The sequence below is a fragment of the Paeniclostridium hominis genome (genome assembly GCF_014306135.1).
Taxonomy (GTDB): domain Bacteria; phylum Bacillota; class Clostridia; order Peptostreptococcales; family Peptostreptococcaceae; genus Paraclostridium; species Paraclostridium hominis.
The window spans coordinates 1-23846 of sequence record NZ_JACRWD010000005.1 but is presented as its reverse complement, the minus strand read 5'-3'; the positions used below and the strand labels follow the sequence as shown (position 1 = coordinate 23846).

The following is a 23846-nucleotide window of genomic DNA, read 5'->3' as shown; positions in this document are numbered from 1 at the left end:
TTTATTTTTATTGTTGGCTTCTTACAATTATAATATTCAATTTAATTAAATTTATTTTTTGTCGAATTGTTTTATATTATTAACCTTATGTGGATTTATTTTTTTAACTTCCTGTGGATAATGTGAATAACATTGTTAATAAGTAATAGATTATTTGATTTTACACACTTTTTTCAAAAATTATATCCACAGAACTAATGTTTATTTGTTATTAATTTGTTTATTATTGTCATATTGTCGAATAAATTTAACGAAATTTGTTTTTTAGATAAAAAAAAAGCACCTATAAAGGTACTTTCGTAATATTTTAGCTGACCTGGTCTTTGCCCCCACACTCGCCTGCTGGAGATTTCGCTTGGGTTCGCCGCACTACTGACTCTCTCGACTTTAATGTCGGCAGGTCTTACTTCTAAGCTGCACCATGATCATTAATCCCATTTTTAGAATTAACTTACGTGGGTCCTTTCGCCTGCAACTGGCATGAACTTTCAACCACAGACCTAACATATTACTAATTTATTTTAATATCTTAAGAAGTATATGTCAATAAGAATTTATTTTTGTTAATAATGTGCATACATATATATTATTTACTTCTTTGCATTGTAGTATTTTAGATATTTCATTTACAGTACTTCCTGTAGTAAAAATATCATCTACTAATAATATATTTTTATTCTTACAAATTCCTATTTTATCATTTACAGTAAATGCATTTTTTAATTCTTTAATTCTTTCTTCATTTTTTAGTTTGAATAACCTAGATGTATTTTTATTTCTTTTTATACAATTTAATACTTCTATATTTGTCATACATCCTAAATACTTTGCTATTAACTTAGATTGATTAAAACCCCTTTTTCGCTCTCTATTTTTATGTAGTGGAACATATAATATATAATCATATTTTATGTTTTCACTCTCTAATTTATCTTTAATTATATTTGCTATATACTTTGCCATAAATGTTTTATCATTATATTTAAATTTAAATACCATCTTTTTACTAAACTCATTATATTCAATACACCCTATGGCTTTATCAAAGTAATAAGTTTTATTTATACAAGATAAACACCCATCAAGTAATTCCTTTGAGCTAATCTCTTCTATTGATTGATTTATTATTGTCTTTCCGCATTTTATACATCCGTCATTTATAAAATTAAGTTCTTTAAAACAATCTTTACATAATGAATAGGTATTTTCTTTACTTATTGGTTTGTTACATATAATACATTTTATATTACTCGGATATATAATATCTATTAACTTTTGTATTATTAATTTAATCTTTTACCAGCAGCCCTTCTTTTTTTAATCTATTTAGCTTTTTACTTAAGTTTGAGTATCTATCATTAGTCCTATTGTTTTTAATCATATACTCTAAGTACTTTACATTTCCAACTAATACAACTAATTTCTTTGCCCTAGTTACAGCTGTGTATAACAAATTCCTATTTAATAACATCGGAGGAGCCCAAGCTACAGGTATCACGATAGCGGGAAATTCACTTCCTTGACTTTTATGAATAGTAGTACAAAAACTATGATCTAACTCATCTAATTCTGAATACTCATATGATACTATCTTTGTTTGATCAAACAATACATATATTATTTTATTCTCTTTATCTATATGATAAATATAGCCTATATCTCCATTATATATACCTTCTCCACTTTCACTTTTATCCTCTGTTTCCCATTTTTTAGTATAATTGTTTTTTATCTGCATTACTTTATCGCCAACTCTAAAAATTCTCTTTTGTAAAGTTTCTTCTACTTTATACTTATCTTCTTTATTTAAATATTTTTGAAGTTCAATATTTAAATTTGCTACTCCTAAATCTCCTTTTCTCATAGGTGCTAACACTTGTATATCTTTTAGTTTATCTAGTTTGTAAAATTTAGGCAGTCTTTCACTTACTATGCCTACAATCTCATTTAGTATCTCTTCATTTGTATCTTTTTTTATAAAGAAAAAGTCCTTACCTTTAACATTTAAGTGTAGTGGAAGTCCTTGATTAATTCTATGAGCATTAACTACTATCATACTTTCTTGTGCCTGTCTAAAAATCTCATTTAATCTAACAACATTAATAACTTCAGAATCTATTATATCCTTTAAAACATTTCCTGCTCCTACAGATGGCAACTGATCACTATCTCCTACTAGTATTAATCTCGTTCCTGGTTTTATAGCTTTTAACAAACTATACATAAGAACAACATCAACCATAGATACTTCATCTACTATAACAACATCTGCTTTAATCGGATCTTCTTCGTCTTTTAAAAATACTAATTCTTCTGAATCCGTAGCATATCCCATTTCTAATAATCTATGAATGGTTTTAGCTTCTTTATTAGATGTTTCACTCATTCTTTTCGCAGCTCTACCTGTAGGAGCTGCTAAAAGAACTTCTTGATTATTATTTTCAAATACTTTTATTATTGTATTTATAGTAGTAGTTTTTCCTGTTCCAGGCCCACCAGTTATTACTACTAATCCACTATTTATAGCTTCTTTAACAGCTAAAATTTGATTTTTAGCAAGTTTTATATTCGTTTCCTCTTCAACTTTTTCTATTTCTTCTTCTATATCTATATTTAAATCTTTAAACTCTGACTGAGATAATTTTATAATTTGCTTACATACTCCATTTTCAGATAAATAATAAGGAATTAAATATATATGTTCTGTGTTCCCAAGATTTCTTTCAATATGAATTTTTTGATCATATGCTAGATTCAAAATAGAATCTAAGACATATTCTTTATCTATTCCCAAAAGCTTACTGGTTTCTTCTACTAATATATCTTTAGGTAAATAAGTATGACCACTAGCTAGCGATTGATTAAGAGTATATAAAACTCCCTGCATTATTCTATCTTTTGAATATTTATCTATACCTAAGTTTGATGCTATTTTATCAGCTACTTTAAATCCAATCCCCCTAACATCTTCTGCTAGTTTATATGGATTTTTGCTTATAACATCTATTGCCTTATTTTTATATTTCTTGTATATTTTCAAACAAAAATTAGGAGTTATTCCATAAGGAGATAATTTAATTATTATATTTCTTAGCTCTCTATCATCTTCATAACTTTTGGCTATCTGTTCTATCTTTTTAATGCCTATACCTTCAACTTCAGATAATCTTTGAGGAGAATTTTGAATTATATCTAATGTATCAACTCCAAATTTATCAATTATCCTTTTAGCCATTTTTTCTCCTATACCTTTTATCATTCCAGAAGATAGATAAACATATATACCTTCTATAGAAGATGGAGTAACAGGCATAAAACTACTAACTTCAAACTGAGTCCCATAAGTTTTATGATTTACCCATTTGCCCTCAACCTCTATACTCTCTCCAACTGTTAGGGTCGGCATACATCCAACTATTACAACATCATTATTTTCATTTGACAAATGTGCAATAACATAACCATTATCTTCATTTTTAAATACAATATCGCTTATCATTCCTTCTATTTTTTCCATAAATAATCTCCTATAAAATACTAACTTTATCGTTTACATAATTTATTATTATTATACAAGTAAATAGTTATAAAAAAAATAGAAGACTGTAAAATTACAGTCTTCTTATCTTCTCAATTTTAAAAGATAAATTATTATTTACCTAATGCTTCACTTCTTAAAGTTTCAGCTTTATCTGTTCTTTCCCATGGTAAATCTAAGTCAGTTCTACCAAAGTGTCCATATGCTGCAACTTTTTTATACATTGGTTTTCTTAATTCTAAATCTCTTATTATTGCTCCTGGTCTTAAGTCGAAATGCTTGTTTACTAACTCAACAAGTTTTTCTTCACTAACTTTTCCTGTTCCAAAAGTATCTATAAATACAGATAAAGGTCTAGCAACACCTATAGCATAAGCTAATTCTATTTCACATTTATCAGCAAGCCCTGCTGCTACTATATTTTTAGCAACATATCTTGCTGCATATGCAGCTGATCTATCAACTTTTGTAGGGTCTTTTCCTGAGAAAGCTCCTCCACCATGTCTAGAATATCCACCGTAAGTATCTATTATTATTTTTCTTCCTGTAAGACCTGTATCTCCTTGAGGTCCTCCTATAACGAATCTTCCTGTTGGATTTATGTATATCTTAGTTTCATCGTCTAGTAACTCACTAGGAATAACTTCTTTTATAACTTTTTCTATTAAGTCTCTTCTTATTGTTTCATTACTTACTGTTTCACAATGTTGAGTAGATATTAAAACTGTATGAACTCTAACAGCCTTATTTCCATCGTACTCAATAGTTACTTGAGTTTTTCCATCTGGTCTTAGGTATTCTAACTCTCCACTTTTTCTAACTTCTGTTAATCTTCTTGATAATTTATGAGCAAGAGATATTGGAAGTGGCATTAATTCTTCAGTTTCATTACAAGCAAAACCAAACATTATACCTTGATCTCCAGCTCCTATTTTCTCTATTTCATCTTCTGTTATTTCTCCGCTTCTATTTTCTAAAGCTTCATCTACACCCATAGCTATATCTCCTGATTGTTCATCTATAGCTGTTATAACAGAACAAGTCTCTCCATCAAATCCATATTTAGCTCTAGTATATCCTATTTCTTTAATTGTATTTCTAACTAATTTTGGTATATCAACGTATGTATTAGTACTTATTTCTCCGGCAACTAATACTAATCCTGTAGTAACTGTAGTTTCACAAGCAACTCTTGCTAGTGGGTCTTTTTCTAATAATGCATCTAATATTGCATCTGATATTTGGTCACATATTTTATCTGGATGCCCTTCTGTAACTGATTCTGATGTAAATAAATGTTTTGCCATTTAATTACCCTCCTATACATTTATATTTTAACTTATCTCCATTACCTTAGTTTTATGTTTGTATAGTTTTTTTGATATTAAAAAAACCTCTTCTTTTTAAGAAGAGGTTAATTATATTCATCAATAACTAACTAACCTCATCTTTCAAGATATAAATATCTTGTAGGAATTAGCACCTTTTCCATTCGGAATGGTTGCTGGGTTTCACAGGGCCTGTCCCTCCACCTCTCTTAATAAGGTAATTAAGAAATTTATTAACTTTTTTATTTTACATGTATGATTATACTACTATTAAAAATTCTTATCAACATATTTCTTAAAATTTTACTTGTTATTTTTTTTTATAAATTTCATATATTTATTTTAAGGGGGGATGTTCCCATGTATTTGGCTAAAGTAAACTACAAAAAAGATAGTGTTGTTCAAGTACTTAGTGATACATTAAAAGATATAATTGATGAGAATACGGTTATAGTTTGTATAGGAACTGACAGAGCTATAGGCGATTCTTTAGGCCCTTTAGTTGGAACGATGTTAAAAAACAGCAATTATAAATATCCTGTTTATGGTACTTTAGATAAACCTATTCATGCCTTAAATATATATGAATCTCTACAGTCTATAAAGAAAAAGCACCCCAAGGGGAATTTTTTAGCTATAGACGCTTGTTTAGGGTCAAAAAGTAATATAGGAAATTTACAAATACGAAAAGGCCCTATTCTTCCTGGAAAAGGAGTGGGAAAAAAGCTACCAGAAATCGGCAATTATTCTATAGTCGGTATAGTCGATAAAGTTGATGAAAATAATAAATTTTCCTTTAACAATATCCGCCTAAGCTTTATTTTAGAAATGTCTGAAATAATAGCATTATCTTTAATACTTTCAACATAACTTATCCCCTTATTATATAAAAATAAAGAAGCTGTATAAAAGACAGCTTCTTTATTTTTGAACTAATGCAAACATTAATTCTCCACTACATACTAATTCTTCACCTACATATGCACTAGCATGTGCTTTTCCTATATTTCTTCTTATTGAAAGCATTTCTACTTCCATTTTTAAAGTATCCCCAGGTCTAACTTCTTTTTTGAATCTAACTTTATCTATTCCCGCAAACACACCTAGTTTACCTTTATTTTCTTCCATTGACATCATAGCAATTGCTCCAACTTGTGCCATAGCCTCTACTATTAAAACTCCTGGCATTATAGGATATTTAGGAAAATGTCCTTGAAAAAATGGTTCATTTGCACTTACATTTTTTATACCTATAGCTTTTTTTCCCACCTCTAGGTCTAATATTTTATCTACAAGTAAAAATGGATATCTATGAGGTATTAATTCTTTTATCTGATCTATATTTAACATATTAATATCACCCTTTATTTATTTTTCTTTTAAATGGTACTGTCCCACCTATTTCTAATAAGTCTAGTGTTGAAAGTGATTCTCCTGTTCCTTTAGCTACACATGTTAAAGGATCTTCTGCTATTTTTACCTTTATCCCCGTTGCTTCTTCTATCTTTTTATCTAAACCGTATAGCAAAGCTCCTCCGCCCGTCATTATAATTCCTGCATCACTTATATCTGCGGCTAACTCCGGTGGTGTTTTTTCAAGTACAGAACGAACTGTAGAAACAATTTGATTCACACCATCTTCTAAAGCTTCTAATACTTCAGATGAATTTATAGATATTTTTTCTGGAAGACCAGTTATTAAATTTCTGCCTCTAACATCCATAGTTACTTCTTCTTCTCTAGGATAAGCTGTCCCAATATTTATTTTAATTTGCTCAGCAGTTCTATCCCCTATAAGTAAGTTATGATGTTTCCTAATGTATGAAACTATATATTCATCAAATCTATCTCCACCCATTTTTATAGATTCACTTACTACAGCTCCACCTAAAGATATTACAGCTATATCTACCGTTCCTCCACCTATATCAACAACCATATTTCCATCAGCTCTAGATATGTCTATTCCGGCTCCTATGGCTGCTGCTATAGTTTCCTCAATTATATATACATCTCTAGCACCAGCTTGTCTAGTCGCTTCTTCTACAGCTCTTTTTTCTACCTCTGTTACTCCACTCGGAACACATACCATTATTCTTGGCATAAAAAATCTAGAAAATCCCTTTTTATCTACAACTTTATTCACATAATAGCTTAACATTTTTTCAGTAATATCATAATCAGATATTACTCCGTCTTTTAAAGGTTTTATAGCCACTATATTTCCAGGTGTTCTCCCGATCATCCTTCTAGCCTCAGATCCTACCGCTAAAACATTCTTAGATCTTTTTTCTATAGCAACAACAGAAGGTTCTTCTAAAACTATTCCCTTACCGTTGACATACACAAAAACATTCGCCGTACCTAAATCTATGCCAATGTCAGCTCCTTTAGTCATTTATTTCAACTCCTTTTTATTTACATAAACTATTCGTTAATTTTAATACTCTACATACAAAATATACAAAAACTACTTTTAAGTCAAGAAAAAATGTAGGTACATTAACCTACATTTTTGTCACATTTAATTTCATATTTTTGTTTCGTTGCCATTCCACCTCTGATGTGTCTTTCTGATTTATTTTTTTCTAAAACCATTTTGACCTCTTTTGCAAGAGATGGGTTAATTTCCTCCAATCGTTCTGTTACATCTTTGTGTATAGTACTTTTACTTACACCAAATGTTTTAGCTGTTTGTCTAACTGTTGTTTTCTTTTCTAATATATACTTTGCAACAACTATAGCTCTTTCTTCTATGTGAGATCTCAAAACTTCCCCCCCTTAAATCTGGCCTTAGTGATATATATGTAAATTAAATAAAAAATATAACAAGCCCAATCAAATTTGATTGAGCTTGTTATACTTTTTATTTAATCAATGTCATAGGGTCTATAGATTTACCATCTTTTGTTACAGTCAAATGAACATGTGGAGCATCTAAGCTCTCAACACTTGTAGTATTTCCTACTTTACCTATAACATCTCCATCTTTAATTTCTTGTCCTTTTTTTACAGATACTTTTTCATCTAAATTAGAATATACAACAGATACTTTATCCTTTGATTCTATTTTTACTGATACTCCATGTTGCTGATCTTCAAATATATCTGTAACTTTTCCACTTATTAAAGATTTTACTTTGCTTCCTTTCTTTGCTTGTACATCTAATCCTTTATGTATTTCCCAAACATCTAATGTACTTGAGTAGCTTGGTTCTTTTTCTGAGTATTCTCTTATAACTTTCTCACCTAGATAATTAAGTTTGCTTTCATTTTGTTTACTAACTTCTTTTTCCTTTGCTTTTTCTAAATTCTCTTTTGAATTAGTAGTAGTAGGTACAACTTTTTTCTCTTCTTCTATTAAATGTATTTCTTCATCTTCATCGCCTTTTGCAACTTTATCTTTATTATCTAAAAAACCACTTTTAGTTGCTAAATTATCCACACTATTTTTTGTAAACCAAACACCTCCAATTGCTACTAAACAAACACACACAAATAAAGCTAAATAAAAACCATCTTTTTCTAATAGCTTTTTCTTTTTCATAACGCACCTCCAAATATATTCATACATTTTCATACATTTGTATTTTGTACCTTTTTTGTTATTTTTATACAGTTTTTATTTCTTTATACTCTATACAATAAAAAAACTCTAAACCAATCTAATATTAAGATTGGTTTAGAGTTTTAATATATATCTTTAATTTGCGTACCTGAGTAATAATGGTTTAAAATCTCGTAATAAGTGTACCCTTCATTTGCCATCCCTTGTGCGCCCCATTGACTCATTCCTACACCATGACCATATCCTTTTACTACAATATCTACATACTCTTTATTAAACTTCAAATCAAAATTAGCAGAATTTAAATTGAATAAATTTCTTATATCACGACCTGTTAAGTTTTTATTCCCAACTTTAATTTCATTTACTGATCCACCTTTGCTTCTATTTTTAATTCGAATTTTCTTAGATAAGTTATCCTCTGATATATTTATATTAGGATAACCCTTTTTTATAGTATTTACAAAATCTGAGTTGTTTATCTTAATATTAGATGCATATTTAGGTGCACTTTTATCATATGGACTATCTACAGACCTTAAATATGGATATTTAGTGCTAAATACTTCTTCACTATTTTCTGTATTTCCAGAAGATGTAGAAAAGTAAAGTGGTAGTATTGGTTGATCATTATAAACAACAATGTGGCCTTTGGTTTCTTTTACAGCCTGTTGTATTTTTTTATAGTACTTATTCATCCATTCTTGTCCATTTTTATTTAATAATTCTTCTTTACTCTTATATTCCTGACAATGTTTATAATCTGTACATACATCTGCATTTTTATGTTTATTAGTATTTTTATTATATATAGTAAATGTTCTTGCTGCCACAGCTTGTGATTTTAATGCTTCTATATCAAATTCAGGTGACATCTCTCCTGCAACAACACTACATAGATATTCTTCTATGTCTAGATTTTCAACTTGTCCTTTTTTATGGTTATAAACTTTTATATTAGGGGACTCTTTATTTACAGTTTCATAATTTATTATTTTTTTAGTTCCTTTAGATTTAATATTGAATTGATTTATAGAGTTATCATTTTGTTTTATATCTGAATCATAAGTAAATACAGATATAAAAATTGGTATCGCTACTGTAACTAGCACTGTACTAGCTAAAACTAATAAAGGGTTCTTCATAAAATTTTCCTCCTTAGATAAATACTTCTAATCAATAAATTTTATGAACAACCCTATGTAATTATTACTAAATATTAGTCTTCAATTATTTCTATGTTTCCACCTAATGCTTGGATTTTTTTATCTATATCCACATATCCTCTTTGTATATGATATATATCTCCTACTTCAGTTTCACCTTCTGCTATAAGTCCACATAATATTAAAGCTGCTCCCGCTCTTAAATCTGTAGCTTTTACTTTAGATCCATATAATTTATCTACTCCTGTAACTATAGCACTTCTACCTTCTATCTTTATGTTAGCTCCCATTCTATTAAATTCTGCTACATGCATAAATCTATTTTCAAATACAGTTTCTATAACTACACCTGTACCGTTAGCAATTGTAGCCATAGCCATAAATTGTGCTTGAACATCTGTTGGGAAACCTGGATGAGGTAAAGTTTTTATATCTATTGGCTTTAACACCTCAGGACCTTTTACTCTAACTGCATTTTCCATATCTATTATTTCACAACCAGCTTCCTTTAACTTAGCTACAACAGGTTTTAAATGTTCCATCATTACATTTTCTATAGTTATATCTCCTTTTGTCATAGCTGCTGCTACCATATATGTTGCAGCTTCTATTCTATCTGGTATAACAGTATGTTCTGCTCCTTTTAATGATTTAACTCCTGTTATTCTTATTGTATTAGTTCCTGCCCCTTTAACATTAGCTCCCATTTCATTTAAGAAATTAGCTAAATCAACTATTTCTGGCTCTTCTGCTGCATTTTCTATTATAGTAGTACCTTCCGCTAACGCAGCTGCCATTATTATATTTTCTGTAGCTCCTACTGATGGAAAATCTAAGTATAACTTACTTCCTACTAATTTTTCAGTATTTGCTTCTACAAATCCATGATCTATTATTACATTTGCCCCTAATGCTTTAAATCCTTTTAAATGTAAATCGATTGGTCTTGTACCTATTGCACATCCCCCTGGCATAGATATTTTAGTTTGATTAAATCTTGCTAATAATGGTCCCATTACTAGGAATGATGCTCTCATTTTTCTTACAAGTTCATATGGAGCTTCACAAGTTTTTATTTCACTTGCATCTACCGTTAATGTACAATCCTTATATTCAACTTTTGCCCCTAAATGTCTTAATAAATCAGATATTACATGAACATCTTTTAAGTTTGGAACTCCCTTTAATACAGATTTTCCATCTGCTAATAAAGTTGCTGCTATTATTGGTAGTACTGCATTTTTCGCCCCATCTATTTTAACATTTCCTACAAGTGGATTACTCTTTTTCACTAAAATTTTTGCCATTTTACTTTTCTCCTCATAATCTTATTAATAATCTAATTTTATTATAGGTGTAGCTATATAAATCATTGTTTTTTCTTCATTTTCACTATACCTAATTCCTATATTTAAATTTACCTTATTTCCCAAATATTCTAAGTAATCAGTTTTTATAGCTTTACTAAAAGCTGTAACTGACATAAAATTTTCCTCTTCTACCCTATCTATTTCTTTAGCATTCATATTATATAATATTTTTTTCAAAATATCATCATATTTATATAGTTGTAACTTTTTTTTATATTCTCCAGCTAAACATGTATAAACATCAACCCTTTTACAGTAGCTGTTTAAAGTATTTTCTAGAACTGTATAAATATCCACTATATCTTTATATACTTTATTTTCTAATATGTCAACTATAATATATGACTCATTTTTGCTTTTATTTGCAACAATTATAGATATATTTTTATTTTTTTCTTCTATTTGTGCATATACCTGGCTTTGAGCCTTCTTTTTGCTCTCTATCCACTTTAATTGCGCCTCTTCTAAGCCTAGCATGGAAATAATATCCACACATATATTTTTCATTTCTTCTTTATTTAAAGATCTATCTATATAAGCATTTGCTTTAATATTATAAAACTTAAATTCACTATTTGTATTTTCAAAAGAATTTATCATTTGCAGATATCCATTATTTTCCGAACTATTTTTTGATTCTCCATAACAAACAAATAACCCTAGTAAAAACATAAATACTAAACTTATTACAATTAATATTTTCTTCATAGTATATACCCCCTAGATTTCATTTAATTCATATTTATAATTATTAACGTAAAATAGAAGATTATACTATTTATGATTTATCAATTTTAAAATGTATTCACCATAAAATAAGCCTATGTAATTACATAGGCTTTTATATTTGTTATATTATTCAACTGTAACTGATTTAGCTAAGTTTCTAGGCTTATCTACATCACAACCTCTTTCAACTGCAACGTAGTAAGATAATAATTGAAGTGGTAAAACTGTTAATATACTTGATAATACATCCTCAACATTAGGTATATATATTACCTCGTCAGCAGCCTTTTCAACTTCTTTATTTTTCTCTTGAGCGATAGCTATAACATATGCTCCTCTAGCTCTAACTTCTTCCATATTAGAAACCATCTTTTCAAATAAAGCTTCTTGAGATGCAATTGCAATAACAGGAGTACCTTTTTCTATTAATGCTATTGTACCATGCTTTAATTCTCCAGCAGCAAATGCTTCAGCGTGTATATAAGAGATTTCTTTTATTTTTAGAGCACCTTCCATAGCTATATTATAATCTAGACCTCTACCTAAATAGAAAGCACTATGCTTTTCTTTTAAAGTTTTAGCTATTTCTTTTATATGATCTTCTTGCTTTAATGCTTCTTCTACTTTTAAAGGCATTTCTTTTAATTTTTCTATCATTTCATTATAGTACTCTTTAGTTATAGTACCTTTCTTTATAGCAAAATCTAAAGCAATCATATAAAATGATACTAATTGAGTTGTATAGGCCTTTGTAGACGCAACTGATATTTCAGGTCCTGCCCAAGTATAGAATACATCATCAGATTCTCTAGCTATTGATGATCCAACAACGTTAGTTACTGATAATATTCTAGCTCCTCTTTCTTTAGCATATCTTAAAGATGCTAATGTATCTGCAGTTTCTCCTGATTGACTTACTAATATTAATAAAGTTTTATCATCTATAAATGGATCTCTATATCTAAACTCTGATGCTATATCAGTTATAACTGGTATTTTAGCAAATTTTTCTATAGCAAATTTTCCTACAAGACCTGCATGATAAGCTGTACCACATGCCACTATATAAACTCTATCTATGTTGTCTAAATCTTCTTTAGTCATTTTTATATCATCTAAATGAATTTCTCCATTTGCATTTAATCTTCTTACTAATGTTTCTTTAACTCCATTAGGTTGTTCGTATATTTCCTTTAACATGAAGTGCTCATATCCACCTTTAGATGCAGCTTCTACATCCCAAGTTATTTCATTTACTTTTTTATCAACAACTTCTCTGTTTTCATTTAATACAGTAACCTTATCTCCTACTATATGAACGAATTCTCCATTTTCTAAGAAATATACTTTTCTTGTATATTTTAATATTGCAGGTATATCTGATGCTATAAAGTTTTCACCTTCTCCAAGACCAACTACTAAAGGACTGTCTTTTCTAACTGAAACTAATTCTTGATTGTTGTCTTTACATATAACACCTAATGCATAAGCACCTCTTAATCTTTGAGTAGCTTTATACACTGCATCTAATAAATTACCTTCATAGTATTTATCAACTAAATGTGCAACAACTTCTGTATCTGTTTGAGATAAGAACTTTACACCTTCAGCTTGTAATTCTTCTTTTAATTCTATATAGTTTTCTATAATTCCATTGTGAACAACAGCTATTGTTTTATCCATATTAAAGTGAGGATGTGAGTTTACATCAGATGGCTCTCCATGAGTTGCCCATCTTGTATGTCCTATACCTAATCCACCCTTTATAGGGTTTTTTTGTAAATCTTCAGCTAAAACAGCTAGCCTACCTTTGAATTTTCTTATTTCTAATTCATTTCCAGTATTTACTGCAACACCTGCTGAATCATATCCTCTGTACTCAAGCTTAGAAAGTCCTTCTACTAGAACTTCTGTCGCCATTTTATTTCCTAAATATCCAACTATACCACACATATTTTGTGTCCTCCTAAAAATATTATTTATTTATATTTTTAAGATTTAGGTCAGTTTACATAAGCTTTATTTTGTACATGTAATTACTTACATGTTTTGTTAAAACTTTCCGATGGTAAACACACCGCAGAGCATCCGCCGACACTTCGATAAACTCTGTCCTCGTCAACTCAGACCAAATTTTCAATCTAAGTTCTGGCGCTTGCAAAAGCGAATACTAAAAATTTAAATTTAGTATTCACTTTAAAATTATGATAATTTCTCTTGTATTAAATTAGCTAAGTTTGTAGCTAATTCTTTTAATTGACCTTCATCTTTACCTTCTAACATAACTCTTACTAATGGTTCTGTTCCAGATGGTCTTATTAAAACTCTACCTGAACCATCCATTAATTTTTCTATTCTTTCTATTTCAGATTTTATCTCTGGAATTTCCATATATCTATTTTTGTTTTCATTTTTAATTCTTGCATTAACTAATACCTGTGGGTATTGAGTCATTACTGACGCAAGAGATGATAAAGTTTTACCTTCTTCTTTAACTATTTGAGCTAAGATTAAAGAACTTAAAACTCCATCTCCTGTAGTATTATAATCTAGGAATATCATATGTCCTGACTGTTCTCCACCTAAATTATATCCACTATTTTTCATTTCTTCTAAAACATATCTATCTCCTACAGAAGTAGTAGCTAAGTTTATATTGTTTTCTTTAGCTGCTATAACTAATCCTATATTACTCATAACTGTAACAACTAGGGTATCCTTAGCTAATTTATTGTGTTTTTTTAGGTAAATGGCACCTAATATCATTATATGGTCTCCATCAACTATTTGGCCCTTTTCATCTACAGCAATAAGTCTGTCTGCATCTCCATCATATGCAAGACCTAAATCTGCATTGTGCTTAACTACAGCTTCTTGTAAGCTTTCTGGATGTGTTGATCCACATTTGTCGTTTATATTATTTCCATCAGGAGTATTATTTATTGCTACAACTTCTGCTCCTAATTCTTCAAAAACCATAGGTGCAACTTTATAAGATGCTCCATTAGCACAATCTAATACTACCTTTAATCCATCAAAGTCTGCATTTACTATAGTTTTTAAGTAATCAACATAATCTCTAACTGCATCATGTTTGTGTAGTTTCTTTCCAACATTACTTCCTGTTGGATGAACATCTACTTTATCTATATCATCTATATACTCTTCTATTTCTAACTCAATAGAATCATCTAATTTATATCCATCTTCATTAAAAAACTTTATTCCATTATATTCAACAGGGTTATGTGATGCTGATATAACTACTCCACAGTCAGCATTGTAGTGCTTAGTTAAGTAAGCTACTCCTGGAGTTGGTATAACGCCAACAGTTATTATATCGCATCCAACTGACATAAGTCCAGCTATAAGAGCAGATTCTAGCATATCACCAGATACTCTAGTATCTTTTCCAACTACGACCTTAACTTTATCTTTCCCCTTAGTTAAAACATATCCACCAGCTCTACCTAGCTTATATGCAAGATCACAGTTTAGTTCTGTATTAGCTATTCCTCTTACTCCGTCAGTTCCAAAATATTTTCTCATCTTAAAATACTCCTTCCAACAATAAAGATTTAACTTGAATATAATTTTATATTATGTCCACGTTAAATCTTTAGTTCATAATTGATATTGTAATATGTTTATCAAAAAAAGACAATAGTATTTACACTATTGTCTTTTTTATGTCACTTTTTATATTTTTTTCATATATTTAAAATTATGCAAGTGCTTCTTTATTTTGTACAGCTTCTGCACCTTTCATTAATGCTTCTTTATTTAATGGAACAAACTTCTCTTTACTTGGTCCAAAAACTTTTTTGAAGGCTTCTAATACAGATTCAACTTCTACACATTTATTTAACTCTAAATATGCTCCTAGCATTATCATATTAGCAACTCTTGGATTACCAAGTTCTAAAGCTATTTCATTAGCTGGTATATAATAAGCTTTGACATCTTCTCTTTCTACTTTTTTCTCGATTAATGAACTATTTACTAGTATCTTTCCACCAGGAATAACATCTTTTTCAAATTTATCAAGTGATGGTAAATTCATTACTATAGCACAAGTTGCATCATCTGTTATAACTGGAGATCCTACTGGTATATCAGAAATCGTTACTGAACAGTTAGCTGTTCCTCCACGCATTTCTGGTCCGTATGAAGGTAGCCATGAAACTTCTTTTTCTTCAAGCATCCCTGCATAAGTAAGTAATTGTCCCATAGACATAACACCTTGACCACCAAATCCTGCACATATTACTCTTTCTGTAGCCATATTACTTCGCCTCCTCAACTTTAACATCTTTAATGTTTCCTATTGGATAATATGGCATCATATTATCTCTTAGCCATTGTAATGAATTTTGAGGTGTTAATCCCCAGTTTGTTGGACAAGTTGATAATACTTCGACTATACCAAATCCAAGACCAGCTAATTGTACTTCAAATGCTTTTTTTATAGCTTTTTTAGCTTTCCTTACATTAGCTGGAGTATCTACTGAAACTCTTTCTACAAATACAGCTCTATCTAATGTTCCTAACATCTCTGCCATTCTTATAGGAGATCCTTGTAAGTTAACATCTCTTCCGCTTTGAGCTGTAGTAGCTTTTTGCCCTGGTAAAGTTGTTGGTGCCATTTGTCCACCAGTCATTCCATATATAGCATTATTTACAAATATAGTTGTAAATCTTTCTCCTCTAGCCGCAGCATGAACTATTTCAGCTGTACCGATTGATGCCAAATCTCCATCCCCTTGATAAGTGAACACTACTTTATCAGGATGAACTCTCTTTATTCCAGTTGCAACAGCTGGTGCTCTACCATGAGATGCTTCTTGCATATCACAGTTAAAGTAATCATAAGCTAAAACTGAACATCCAACAGGAGCAACCCCTATAGTATCTCCTAATACTCCTAACTCTTCTAATACTTCTGCCACTATTCTATGTATTATTCCGTGTGTACATCCTGGACAGTAGTGAGTATGTTTATCTGTTAGTCCTTGAGTTTTTTTGAATACGACTGTCATTATCTAGCACCTCCCATAGCTACTTCTTGAGAATCTTCAACTATTTGTCTAGCTTTATCAGCTATCTCTGCTGGTGATGGTATCATACCACCTGTTCTTCCATAGAAATGTACTGGTAATCTACCTTCTATAGCTAATCTAACATCTTCTACCATTTGCCCCATACTCATTTCCACAGTTAATATATTTTTAGCTTGTGGTATTTGGTTAAATGCTTCAAATGGGAATGGCCATAAAGTTTTCGGTCTTATAAGTCCAGCTTTTATTCCGTCATCTCTTAATGATTCTATTGTATTTTTAACGATTCTTGAAGTAGTTCCATATGCAACGAAAACTATTTCAGCATCTTCTGTTTTATACATTTCATAATCAGTTTCATTTTTCTCTATTTCTCTATACTTCGCTTCTAAATTTATACAGTGATCTTCTAGAGCTTTAGGATCTAAGTATAAAGAATTTATTATATTTGGCTTTCTTTCCATTTTAGTTCCAACACTTGCCCAAGTTTTTGGAGCTAAATCTCTTTTTTTAGGCGCATTAAATTCTACAGGTTCCATCATTTGACCTATCATACCATCTCCAACTACCATAACTGGAGTTCTGTAATAATCAGCAACTTCAAATGCTTCTTGTACCATATCAACTGCTTCTTGTACAGTTGCCGGAGCATATACTGGAGTTCTGTAATCTCCGTTACCTCCACCTCTTGTTGACATAAAATAATCAGCTTGAGATGGTTGTATTCCTCCAAGACCTGGACCACCTCTCATTATATTAACTATAACGCATGGAAGTTCTGCTCCTGCTATATAAGTTATCCCTTCTTGCTTTAAAGCTATTCCAGGAGAAGATGACGAAGTCATAACTCTAGCTCCTGCACCAGCAGCCCCATAAACCATATTTATAGCAGATACTTCTGATTCTGCTTGAACAAATACCCCTTCGTTCTTTGGTAATTCTCTAGACATATATTCTGGCAACTCATTTTGTGGTGTTATTGGATATCCAAAGAAATACTTACAGCCAGCTTCCATAGCTGCTTTTCCTATCGCTTCGTTACCTTTCATAAGTATCTTAGCCATTTTAATTCCCCCTTAAGTTTATATTTAGTCTCTCTCAACTGTTATAACTGCATCTGGACACATAGTTGCACAATTTGCACATCCTATACACTTATCTAAATCTGAAACAGTAGCTGGATTATACCCCTTATTGTTTATTGTAGCTGTGTCTATCTCTACAATTTTAACTGGACATGCATCTACACAAAGTGCACACCCTTTACAAAAGTCTTGGTCAAAAGTTACTTTTCCCTTAGCCATAAAATTAGCCTCCCTTGAACTGTATATATTTAAACCTCTTATTACATCCAACATTCCCTCATGTATAATTTAACTGGGAATATTTCTCCCCTTAAGTTGTTTGGAAGTTGAGGTATCAAGCTTTCTAAACACGTGACATATCTTATAGGTATGCCCGTTAAATTTGAAACTTCTTTTATTAATTCATTTCCTTTTAAAATATCATCTACAGTAGTTTCCCTAACTAAATGTGTATTATTAACAAGTCCTGTCACTTTAAGATTTGAAGTTTTTTCTATAGATTTAATATGATTTATAACATCTTGTGCTGTTTGAGTTTTCTCTCTATTTGCATTTACTACACAAAACATATCATAATCATCTTTTTCTATTAAATGACTAAATCTTCCTAAAACTCTAGCTCCTACATCATCTCCACCTACATCAATTACATAATTATATTCTTTATCAGTTATTGGACTCGTAACTTGAGCAGATACTGCTGGTAAATCTAATGTAGTTGCTTGAACTGAACTATCTATTGGTAATATATCTTTAGATTGTAAAAAATCCCTTTTTTCCCTAGTTCTAAAATAGACATTTACTACATCTAAATCAGATATTGCAACTTTTGTATCTATAAGTTCCCTAAGACGTGTAACATAATTCATGGAAAACTCACTTTTACCACTACCATAGTGACCTATGATGATTCTAATTCTCTTGTCATTTACTATCATTTAATCACCTTTTTATAATGTATTAGCTATAGCTAGTTCTTTACCATAAACTTTAGCTTCTTCTTCATTTGATAAAACTCTAAGCCCCCCTTGAGCTAAAGCTATCATTTCATCTTCGCCAGGGTAAACCTTTACCTCAGCCACAAATTTAACCTTATCTATTATCATATTTGTAAACATCTTTGAATATGATATACCACCTGTTAATAAAACTGCATCTACTTCCCCATTTAAAACAGTTGCACAAGCCCCTATTTCTTTAGCAACTTGGTAAGCCATTGCTTCATATACTAATTTAGCCTTTTCATCTCCAGCTTCTATCATAGCTTCAACTTCTCTACCGTCATTAGTATTTAAATATGCTATTAACCCACCATTACCCTTTATCTTTTTCTTTATATCATCATGAGAGTATTTTCCAGCAAAACACATCTTTACTAAATCTCCAACAGGAAGCCCCCCACTTCTCTCAGGTGAGAATGGACCTTCTCCATCTAGAGCATTTGCAACATCAATTACAGAGCCTTTTAAATGTGCTCCAACTGATATTCCTCCACCCATATGTGCTACTATAAAATTACAGTCCTCATACTTTTTATTTAAATCTTTGGCAGCTCTTCTTGCTGTAGCTTTTTGATTTAAAGCATGGAATATACTCTTTCTAGTAATCTCAGGTATACCTGAAATTCTAGCTACATCATTTAACTCATCTACGACAACTGGGTCTACTATATATGAAGGTATGCCTACACTATCTCCTATTTCTTTTGCTATTAATCCACCTAAATTAGATGCATGTTCTCCTAAAACTCCTACTTTTAAGTCCTCTACCATTTCCTCATCTACACTATATGTACCACCTGTTATAGGCTTTAAAAGTCCTCCCCTACCTACTACAGCGTCTAAATCTGATACTTTTATTCCACCTTCTTTTAAGGCATCCTCTATTACTTGTTTTCTGAATTCGAATTGATCTGATATTCTTTCATATTTGTTTATTTCTTCTGAAGTGTGTCTTAATGTTTTCTCAAATAATAATTCTTCATTATCAAAAACAGCTATTTTAGTTGATGTTGATCCTGGATTGATTGTTAAGATTTTAAATTTTTTCTCCATATTAAGCCCCCTGTATATTTATTTAACCTTTTGCAGCCATTAAAACCCCTAACGCTATGGAATTTAGCTTAGTTTCCTCACTATCCGCTCTAGAAGTTAATATTATTGGTGCTTTAGCTCCAACTATGATACCAGCATTTTTACTTTCAGAGAAAAATACTAATGATTTATATAGTATATTTCCAGCTTCTATATCTGGAGCTAAAAGTATATCTGCTTTACCTGCAATTGGATTATCTATTCCCTTATGTTTAGCCGCTTCTTCTGATACCGCATTATCTAAAGCAAAAGGACCTCCTACTATACATCCTTTTATTTCCCCATTTTTGCACATATCCTCTAAATTTTTAGCATCTACTGTATCTGGCATCTTAGGATTTACTTTTTCCTTTGCACAAACTACTGCTACTTTAGGAATTTCTATATCTAAAGCATTAGTTACAACACATGCATTTTCTATAATTTGTTTCTTTGATTTTAAATCTGGTGCTAAATTCATAGCAGCATCAGTTATAAAGAAAAGTCTATCATATCCTTTAACATCAAATACTGCAACATGACTTAGTATATTCCCAGTTCTTAATCCCACTTCTTTATCTAAAACTGCTTTTAAAATTATTGATGTATCTACTAAACCTTTCATTACCATATCTGCTTTACCTTCAGATACTAAACTTACTGCTTTTAAAGATGCTTTAGCCAAGTCTTTTTCTTCTATTAATTCATATTCACTCAAATCTATATTTAATTCATTTGCTATACTTTTTGTTTTTTCTATATCTCCTACTAAGATAGCCTTAGCTATACCCTCTCTTTTTGCTATATCGACAGCCATTAAAACTTCCTTGTCTTGCGAACAAGCTACTGATATAGTTTTAGGACCCCTTTCCTTAGCATATTTAATTACATCATTAAAACTTCTCAATACTTCACCCCATTTTATATATAAAGTTTTATGAAATTGTTTTCCTCTACATTTTTATCATATATCTAAAATAAAAAAGATGCAACAATAATTATTTATTTAACTTAGTAATTTTTGTTGCATCCTGTTATATTAATTTATATCTCTACTATTTGAGGGTCTATCTTTACTTCTTTAAAATTATATTTACTTTTATATTTTATAATATACTTCCCTTCACCTTTCGACCTATCAGTCATATCTATATAAAGTTGTATATCATCTTTACTTAAATTGCTAATTTCATCTGAATGTACAATAGTAACTTTTATGTCGTCAGGAACTTTACTTAAATCTACTTTTGTGTCTATGTCACTTTCTTTATCAAGAATATCTATATTTGATTTTGGTATAATAAATTCACTTGTTATACTTTTATCTATATCTATCTTAACACTTGAAATATTATCATTTACTCTAATTCCATTTGGAATATCAAGTCCAACATCAACACTATTTGCATCTTTTAAATCTTCTATTTTGACAGGTTTAGTACTTATACTATTTATTTTATCTAGTGATTCTTTTTTTCCTTCTATAGTAATTTCATTTGGAGATATCTTATAATCTTTTATATTATTGTCTCCTTCACTACTTCCTTCTAACTTTAATTTCACAGGAACTACTTTTTGTTGCAAGAACTTAACTGTAGCAACTACAAAATCATCTTCTAATTTTACATCTTCTACTTCATTACCAGATTTGTCTACAGGTACTAATTTAACCTTTGTAGAAAAGTCTTTTTCTTTGTTATCTACATCTACAGTTGCCTTTATGCTAGTTACTTTATTAACAACACTTCTAGGTCCAGTAACATTTGCTGTTTTTTTATTAATTTCTATATTATCAATGTTTATATTTGATTTTCCTTTTGTACTTACTTCTATACTTCTTTTTTCATCTACAACTTTTTCTAAATCCACAGTTATAACACTAGGTTTTATATCATACTTGTTAACACGTTCTGGTAGATTAGCTTGTAGATATATAGCATTTTTTCCTTCCTTGGGATCATCTAATCTTCCATATATATATATATTATCTCTGTTTATAGTCCTAAGGCTAGACAAGTTTGCTTTTATTGATATATCAGCTAATAATTCTTCTTTTGGATATATAGCTAATCCTCTATCTTCTAACATACTCATGTTTGTTATGGTTATAGGTATATTATTAAAAGTTCTTAATTCAACAGGATCTTCTACTGTCATAACGTATAACCATAAAACTAATGCACTTAGCAATGAGATTAACTTTATTTTAGTATTGTTCTTTAAATTTTTTATCATCTAAATATACCACCTTTAAAAAAGCCTTTTTCTTGATTCTGATTACTAGATTTCAAATTGCTTCGTAATATATTAGTTAATCTTTCTTTAGTCATATTTCTATATAACTTTCCTGATTTAGCTATAGATACAGCTCCTGTTTCTTCCGATACGATTAGTGATAAGCAATCAGAAATTTCACTTACACCTATAGCAGCTCTATGTCTTGTACCTAAATCTTTACTTAAATCTTTACTCTCTGTAAGAGGTAAAAAGCATGCTGCAGCTTTAACCTTACCATCTCTAATTACAACTGCTCCATCATGCAATGGAGTATTTGGGATAAATATATTTATTAATAATTGCCTTGAAATATCTCCATCAATTATAGTTCCAGTATTTATGACTTCACCTATTTTAGTATCTCTCTCCATTATTATAAGAGCTCCTATTTTTTGTCTTGATAAAGAATATAAACACTCTACTATCTCTTCTATATCTTTATTTAGCATATCTTCTGTTAAGCTATAATTATTTTTACCTAAAAAGTTAAATTTAGTTCTACCTATATATTCAAGACCTGATCTAAGCTCTGGTTGGAATATTATAAGTACAGCAATTAATCCTACAGTTAAAGTATTTTCTAACATCCAATATAATGTATGTAAATTAAATATTTCACTAAGCTTTGTAGCTATTAATAAAAATAGCATACCTTTTAAAACTTGTTCTGCTCTTGTATCTTTTATAAAGGTATATACTTTATAAAAGATATATGTAACTATGATTATATCAACTAAATCTGGTATGCTTACATTCTTAGCCAAACTAATAAAACCCTGCCAAAAAGAATCTATATTAAACACAGTTTTGTCCTCCTGTTTATAATACTCAAATCGTTTACAATATGTATTATACTATATTAATCCAGCTATATTCAATTTATAATATATAAAATAATTTTATAATAAAAAAAGAGTTTCACTAATGTGAAACTCCTTTAAATGATTGGTGAGCGCACAGGGATTCGAACCCCGGACACACGCCTTAGAAGGGCGTTGCTCTATCCAGCTGAGCTATGCACCCACGATAGTGGAGCGGGAAACGAGATTCGAACTCGCGACTTCAACCTTGGCAAGGTTGCGCTCTACCACTGAACTATTCCCGCATATTAATTTGGCGACCTGGAAGGGACTCGAACCCTCGACCTCCAGCGTGACAGGCTGGCATTCTAACCAGCTGAACTACCAGGCCGCAATTGGTGGGATTAACAGGGCTCGAACCTGTGACCCCCTGCTTGTAAGGCAGGTGCTCTCCCAGCTGAGCTATAATCCCACATTTAATGGTGACCCATAGGGGAATCGAACCCCTGTTACCGCCGTGAAAGGGCGGTGTCTTGACCGCTTGACCAATGGGCCTTGTTACCTAGCTACGTCCTACTCTCCCAGGCAGCTTCCCACCAAGTACCATCGGCGCTAAAGAGCTTAACTTCTGTGTTCGGAATGGGAACAGGTGTATCCTCTTTGCTATAATAACTAGATCAGAGTTAGTACTCTAAAAACTACATATCATCTATCTGATTAAATAATCTTGGTCAAGTCCTCGATCTATTAGTATCAATAAGCTACATACATTACTGTACTTCCACCTTTGACCTATCAACCAGGTAGTCTTCCTGGGATCTTACCCTTACGGTGGGAAATCTTATCTTGAAGTTGG

The 23846-nt window shown here is 30.6% G+C and carries 22 protein-coding genes, 5 tRNA genes, 2 rRNA genes, 1 pseudogene and 1 riboswitch; of the genes and pseudogenes, 1 reads left to right on the top strand and 29 read right to left on the bottom strand.

Annotated features, from left to right (window positions below):
* Positions 1-543 precede the first annotated feature (543 nt).
* The 4 genes and pseudogenes from H8891_RS15355 to metK all read right to left on the bottom strand — a co-directional run bounded on the left by H8891_RS15355 (position 544) and on the right by metK (position 4845).
* Positions 544-963 (bottom strand): ComF family protein, encoded by a 420-nt coding sequence (locus H8891_RS15355; RefSeq protein ID WP_243207842.1) that lies wholly within the window; start codon positions 961-963, stop codon positions 544-546.
* Between the two features lie 168 nt (positions 964-1131).
* A pseudogene (locus H8891_RS15640) lies at positions 1132-1260 on the bottom strand (double zinc ribbon domain-containing protein); the annotation flags it as partial.
* A gap of 28 nt (positions 1261-1288) precedes the next feature.
* Positions 1289-3517: an SF1B family DNA helicase RecD2 gene (gene recD2 / locus H8891_RS11525; RefSeq protein WP_187006560.1), complete on the bottom strand. Its 2229-nt coding sequence runs from the start codon at positions 3515-3517 to the stop codon at positions 1289-1291.
* Positions 3518-3651: 134 nt separating this feature from the next.
* Positions 3652-4845, bottom strand: coding sequence for a methionine adenosyltransferase (gene metK / locus H8891_RS11520; RefSeq protein ID WP_187006559.1), 1194 nt, complete (start codon positions 4843-4845; stop codon positions 3652-3654).
* 134 nt (positions 4846-4979) lie between these two features.
* Positions 4980-5085: riboswitch (SAM riboswitch) on the bottom strand.
* Positions 5086-5226: 141 nt separating this feature from the next.
* Here metK and yyaC point away from each other — a divergent pair.
* Complete coding sequence (gene yyaC, locus H8891_RS11515; protein WP_187006558.1) at positions 5227-5736, top strand: spore protease YyaC; 510 nt, start codon at positions 5227-5229, stop codon at positions 5734-5736.
* A gap of 51 nt (positions 5737-5787) precedes the next feature.
* Here the strand turns inward: yyaC and fabZ are convergent, their stop codons facing one another.
* From fabZ to H8891_RS11390, 25 genes are all read right to left on the bottom strand, one after another.
* Positions 5788-6216: a 3-hydroxyacyl-ACP dehydratase FabZ gene (gene fabZ / locus H8891_RS11510; protein ID WP_187006557.1), complete on the bottom strand. Its 429-nt coding sequence runs from the start codon at positions 6214-6216 to the stop codon at positions 5788-5790.
* A gap of 7 nt (positions 6217-6223) precedes the next feature.
* Positions 6224-7264: a rod shape-determining protein gene (gene mreB, locus H8891_RS11505; protein WP_187006556.1), complete on the bottom strand. Its 1041-nt coding sequence runs from the start codon at positions 7262-7264 to the stop codon at positions 6224-6226.
* 104 nt (positions 7265-7368) lie between these two features.
* Positions 7369-7635, bottom strand: coding sequence for a sporulation transcriptional regulator SpoIIID (spoIIID, locus tag H8891_RS11500; protein WP_021122079.1), 267 nt, complete (start codon positions 7633-7635; stop codon positions 7369-7371).
* 97 nt (positions 7636-7732) lie between these two features.
* Positions 7733-8413, bottom strand: a complete 681-nt coding sequence (locus H8891_RS11495) for a M23 family metallopeptidase (RefSeq protein ID WP_147547471.1) — start codon at positions 8411-8413, stop codon at positions 7733-7735.
* A 143-nt stretch (positions 8414-8556) separates the two neighbouring features.
* The gene (gene spoIID / locus H8891_RS11490; RefSeq protein WP_187006555.1) at positions 8557-9579 is read right to left on the bottom strand and encodes a stage II sporulation protein D; all 1023 of its coding nucleotides are present in this window, start codon (positions 9577-9579) and stop codon (positions 8557-8559) included.
* Between the two features lie 74 nt (positions 9580-9653).
* Positions 9654-10907, bottom strand: coding sequence for a UDP-N-acetylglucosamine 1-carboxyvinyltransferase (gene murA, locus H8891_RS11485; RefSeq protein WP_147547475.1), 1254 nt, complete (start codon positions 10905-10907; stop codon positions 9654-9656).
* A gap of 24 nt (positions 10908-10931) precedes the next feature.
* Positions 10932-11678 carry a YwmB family TATA-box binding protein gene (locus H8891_RS11480; protein WP_187006554.1) on the bottom strand — a complete coding sequence of 249 codons (747 nt, stop codon included), beginning with the start codon at positions 11676-11678 and terminating at the stop codon, positions 10932-10934.
* A gap of 147 nt (positions 11679-11825) precedes the next feature.
* A complete protein-coding gene (gene glmS / locus H8891_RS11475; protein WP_187006553.1) occupies positions 11826-13652 on the bottom strand; it encodes a glutamine--fructose-6-phosphate transaminase (isomerizing) in 1827 nt (608 codons plus the stop codon).
* 249 nt (positions 13653-13901) lie between these two features.
* Positions 13902-15248: a phosphoglucosamine mutase gene (gene glmM / locus H8891_RS11470; protein WP_147547481.1), complete on the bottom strand. Its 1347-nt coding sequence runs from the start codon at positions 15246-15248 to the stop codon at positions 13902-13904.
* 175 nt (positions 15249-15423) lie between these two features.
* Positions 15424-15984 (bottom strand): 2-oxoacid:acceptor oxidoreductase family protein, encoded by a 561-nt coding sequence (locus H8891_RS11465; RefSeq protein ID WP_187006552.1) that lies wholly within the window; start codon positions 15982-15984, stop codon positions 15424-15426.
* Between the two features lies 1 nt (position 15985).
* Positions 15986-16738: a thiamine pyrophosphate-dependent enzyme gene (locus H8891_RS11460; RefSeq protein WP_147547485.1), complete on the bottom strand. Its 753-nt coding sequence runs from the start codon at positions 16736-16738 to the stop codon at positions 15986-15988.
* Entirely contained in the window at positions 16738-17820 is a 1083-nt protein-coding gene (locus tag H8891_RS11455; RefSeq protein ID WP_187006551.1) for a 3-methyl-2-oxobutanoate dehydrogenase subunit VorB, read from the bottom strand. The genes H8891_RS11460 and H8891_RS11455 overlap by 1 nt, the downstream gene beginning before the upstream one ends.
* A 24-nt stretch (positions 17821-17844) precedes the next feature.
* A complete protein-coding gene (locus H8891_RS11450; RefSeq protein ID WP_147547489.1) occupies positions 17845-18060 on the bottom strand; it encodes a 4Fe-4S dicluster domain-containing protein in 216 nt (71 codons plus the stop codon).
* 41 nt (positions 18061-18101) lie between these two features.
* Positions 18102-18779 (bottom strand): ATP-binding protein, encoded by a 678-nt coding sequence (locus H8891_RS11445; RefSeq protein WP_147547491.1) that lies wholly within the window; start codon positions 18777-18779, stop codon positions 18102-18104.
* Positions 18780-18791: 12 nt separating this feature from the next.
* A complete protein-coding gene (gene buk / locus H8891_RS11440; RefSeq protein WP_187006550.1) occupies positions 18792-19895 on the bottom strand; it encodes a butyrate kinase in 1104 nt (367 codons plus the stop codon).
* 22 nt (positions 19896-19917) lie between these two features.
* Complete coding sequence (gene ptb, locus H8891_RS11435; RefSeq protein ID WP_147547495.1) at positions 19918-20820, bottom strand: phosphate butyryltransferase; 903 nt, start codon at positions 20818-20820, stop codon at positions 19918-19920.
* 137 nt (positions 20821-20957) lie between these two features.
* Positions 20958-22148 carry a CdaR family protein gene (locus tag H8891_RS11430; RefSeq protein ID WP_187006549.1) on the bottom strand — a complete coding sequence of 397 codons (1191 nt, stop codon included), beginning with the start codon at positions 22146-22148 and terminating at the stop codon, positions 20958-20960.
* A complete protein-coding gene (gene cdaA, locus H8891_RS11425; protein WP_147547499.1) occupies positions 22145-22993 on the bottom strand; it encodes a diadenylate cyclase CdaA in 849 nt (282 codons plus the stop codon). Before cdaA ends, H8891_RS11430 begins: the two co-directional genes overlap by 4 nt.
* 143 nt (positions 22994-23136) lie before the next feature.
* Positions 23137-23213: transfer RNA gene (locus H8891_RS11420), tRNA-Arg, on the bottom strand.
* Between the two features lie 7 nt (positions 23214-23220).
* A tRNA-Gly gene (locus H8891_RS11415) sits at positions 23221-23295 on the bottom strand.
* Between the two features lie 9 nt (positions 23296-23304).
* Positions 23305-23381, bottom strand: a tRNA-Asp gene (locus tag H8891_RS11410).
* A gap of 5 nt (positions 23382-23386) precedes the next feature.
* Positions 23387-23462 (bottom strand) — tRNA-Val (locus H8891_RS11405).
* 8 nt (positions 23463-23470) lie between these two features.
* Positions 23471-23545: transfer RNA gene (locus tag H8891_RS11400), tRNA-Glu, on the bottom strand.
* A gap of 5 nt (positions 23546-23550) precedes the next feature.
* Positions 23551-23667, bottom strand: a 5S ribosomal RNA gene (gene rrf, locus H8891_RS11395).
* Between the two features lie 50 nt (positions 23668-23717).
* Positions 23718-23846, bottom strand: a 23S ribosomal RNA gene (locus H8891_RS11390); the annotation flags it as partial.

What these genes read in the sequence shown, in the direction of transcription:
- H8891_RS15355 (WP_243207842.1), bottom strand. Translation starts at nt 963, where the DNA reads ATGGCAAAGTATATAGCAAATATAATTAAAGATAAATTAGAGAGTGAA.
- recD2 (WP_187006560.1), bottom strand. Translation starts at nt 3,517, where the DNA reads ATGGAAAAAATAGAAGGAATGATAAGCGATATTGTATTTAAAAATGAA.
- metK (WP_187006559.1), bottom strand. Translation starts at nt 4,845, where the DNA reads ATGGCAAAACATTTATTTACATCAGAATCAGTTACAGAAGGGCATCCA.
- yyaC (WP_187006558.1), top strand. Translation starts at nt 5,227, where the DNA reads ATGTATTTGGCTAAAGTAAACTACAAAAAAGATAGTGTTGTTCAAGTA.
- fabZ (WP_187006557.1), bottom strand. Translation starts at nt 6,216, where the DNA reads ATGTTAAATATAGATCAGATAAAAGAATTAATACCTCATAGATATCCA.
- mreB (WP_187006556.1), bottom strand. Translation starts at nt 7,264, where the DNA reads ATGACTAAAGGAGCTGACATTGGCATAGATTTAGGTACGGCGAATGTT.
- H8891_RS11495 (WP_147547471.1), bottom strand. Translation starts at nt 8,413, where the DNA reads ATGAAAAAGAAAAAGCTATTAGAAAAAGATGGTTTTTATTTAGCTTTA.
- spoIID (WP_187006555.1), bottom strand. Translation starts at nt 9,579, where the DNA reads ATGAAGAACCCTTTATTAGTTTTAGCTAGTACAGTGCTAGTTACAGTA.
- murA (WP_147547475.1), bottom strand. Translation starts at nt 10,907, where the DNA reads ATGGCAAAAATTTTAGTGAAAAAGAGTAATCCACTTGTAGGAAATGTT.
- H8891_RS11480 (WP_187006554.1), bottom strand. Translation starts at nt 11,678, where the DNA reads ATGAAGAAAATATTAATTGTAATAAGTTTAGTATTTATGTTTTTACTA.
- glmS (WP_187006553.1), bottom strand. Translation starts at nt 13,652, where the DNA reads ATGTGTGGTATAGTTGGATATTTAGGAAATAAAATGGCGACAGAAGTT.
- glmM (WP_147547481.1), bottom strand. Translation starts at nt 15,248, where the DNA reads ATGAGAAAATATTTTGGAACTGACGGAGTAAGAGGAATAGCTAATACA.
- H8891_RS11465 (WP_187006552.1), bottom strand. Translation starts at nt 15,984, where the DNA reads ATGGCTACAGAAAGAGTAATATGTGCAGGATTTGGTGGTCAAGGTGTT.
- H8891_RS11460 (WP_147547485.1), bottom strand. Translation starts at nt 16,738, where the DNA reads ATGACAGTCGTATTCAAAAAAACTCAAGGACTAACAGATAAACATACT.
- H8891_RS11455 (WP_187006551.1), bottom strand. Translation starts at nt 17,820, where the DNA reads ATGGCTAAGATACTTATGAAAGGTAACGAAGCGATAGGAAAAGCAGCT.
- H8891_RS11450 (WP_147547489.1), bottom strand. Translation starts at nt 18,060, where the DNA reads ATGGCTAAGGGAAAAGTAACTTTTGACCAAGACTTTTGTAAAGGGTGT.
- H8891_RS11445 (WP_147547491.1), bottom strand. Translation starts at nt 18,779, where the DNA reads ATGATAGTAAATGACAAGAGAATTAGAATCATCATAGGTCACTATGGT.
- buk (WP_187006550.1), bottom strand. Translation starts at nt 19,895, where the DNA reads ATGGAGAAAAAATTTAAAATCTTAACAATCAATCCAGGATCAACATCA.
- H8891_RS11430 (WP_187006549.1), bottom strand. Translation starts at nt 22,148, where the DNA reads ATGATAAAAAATTTAAAGAACAATACTAAAATAAAGTTAATCTCATTG.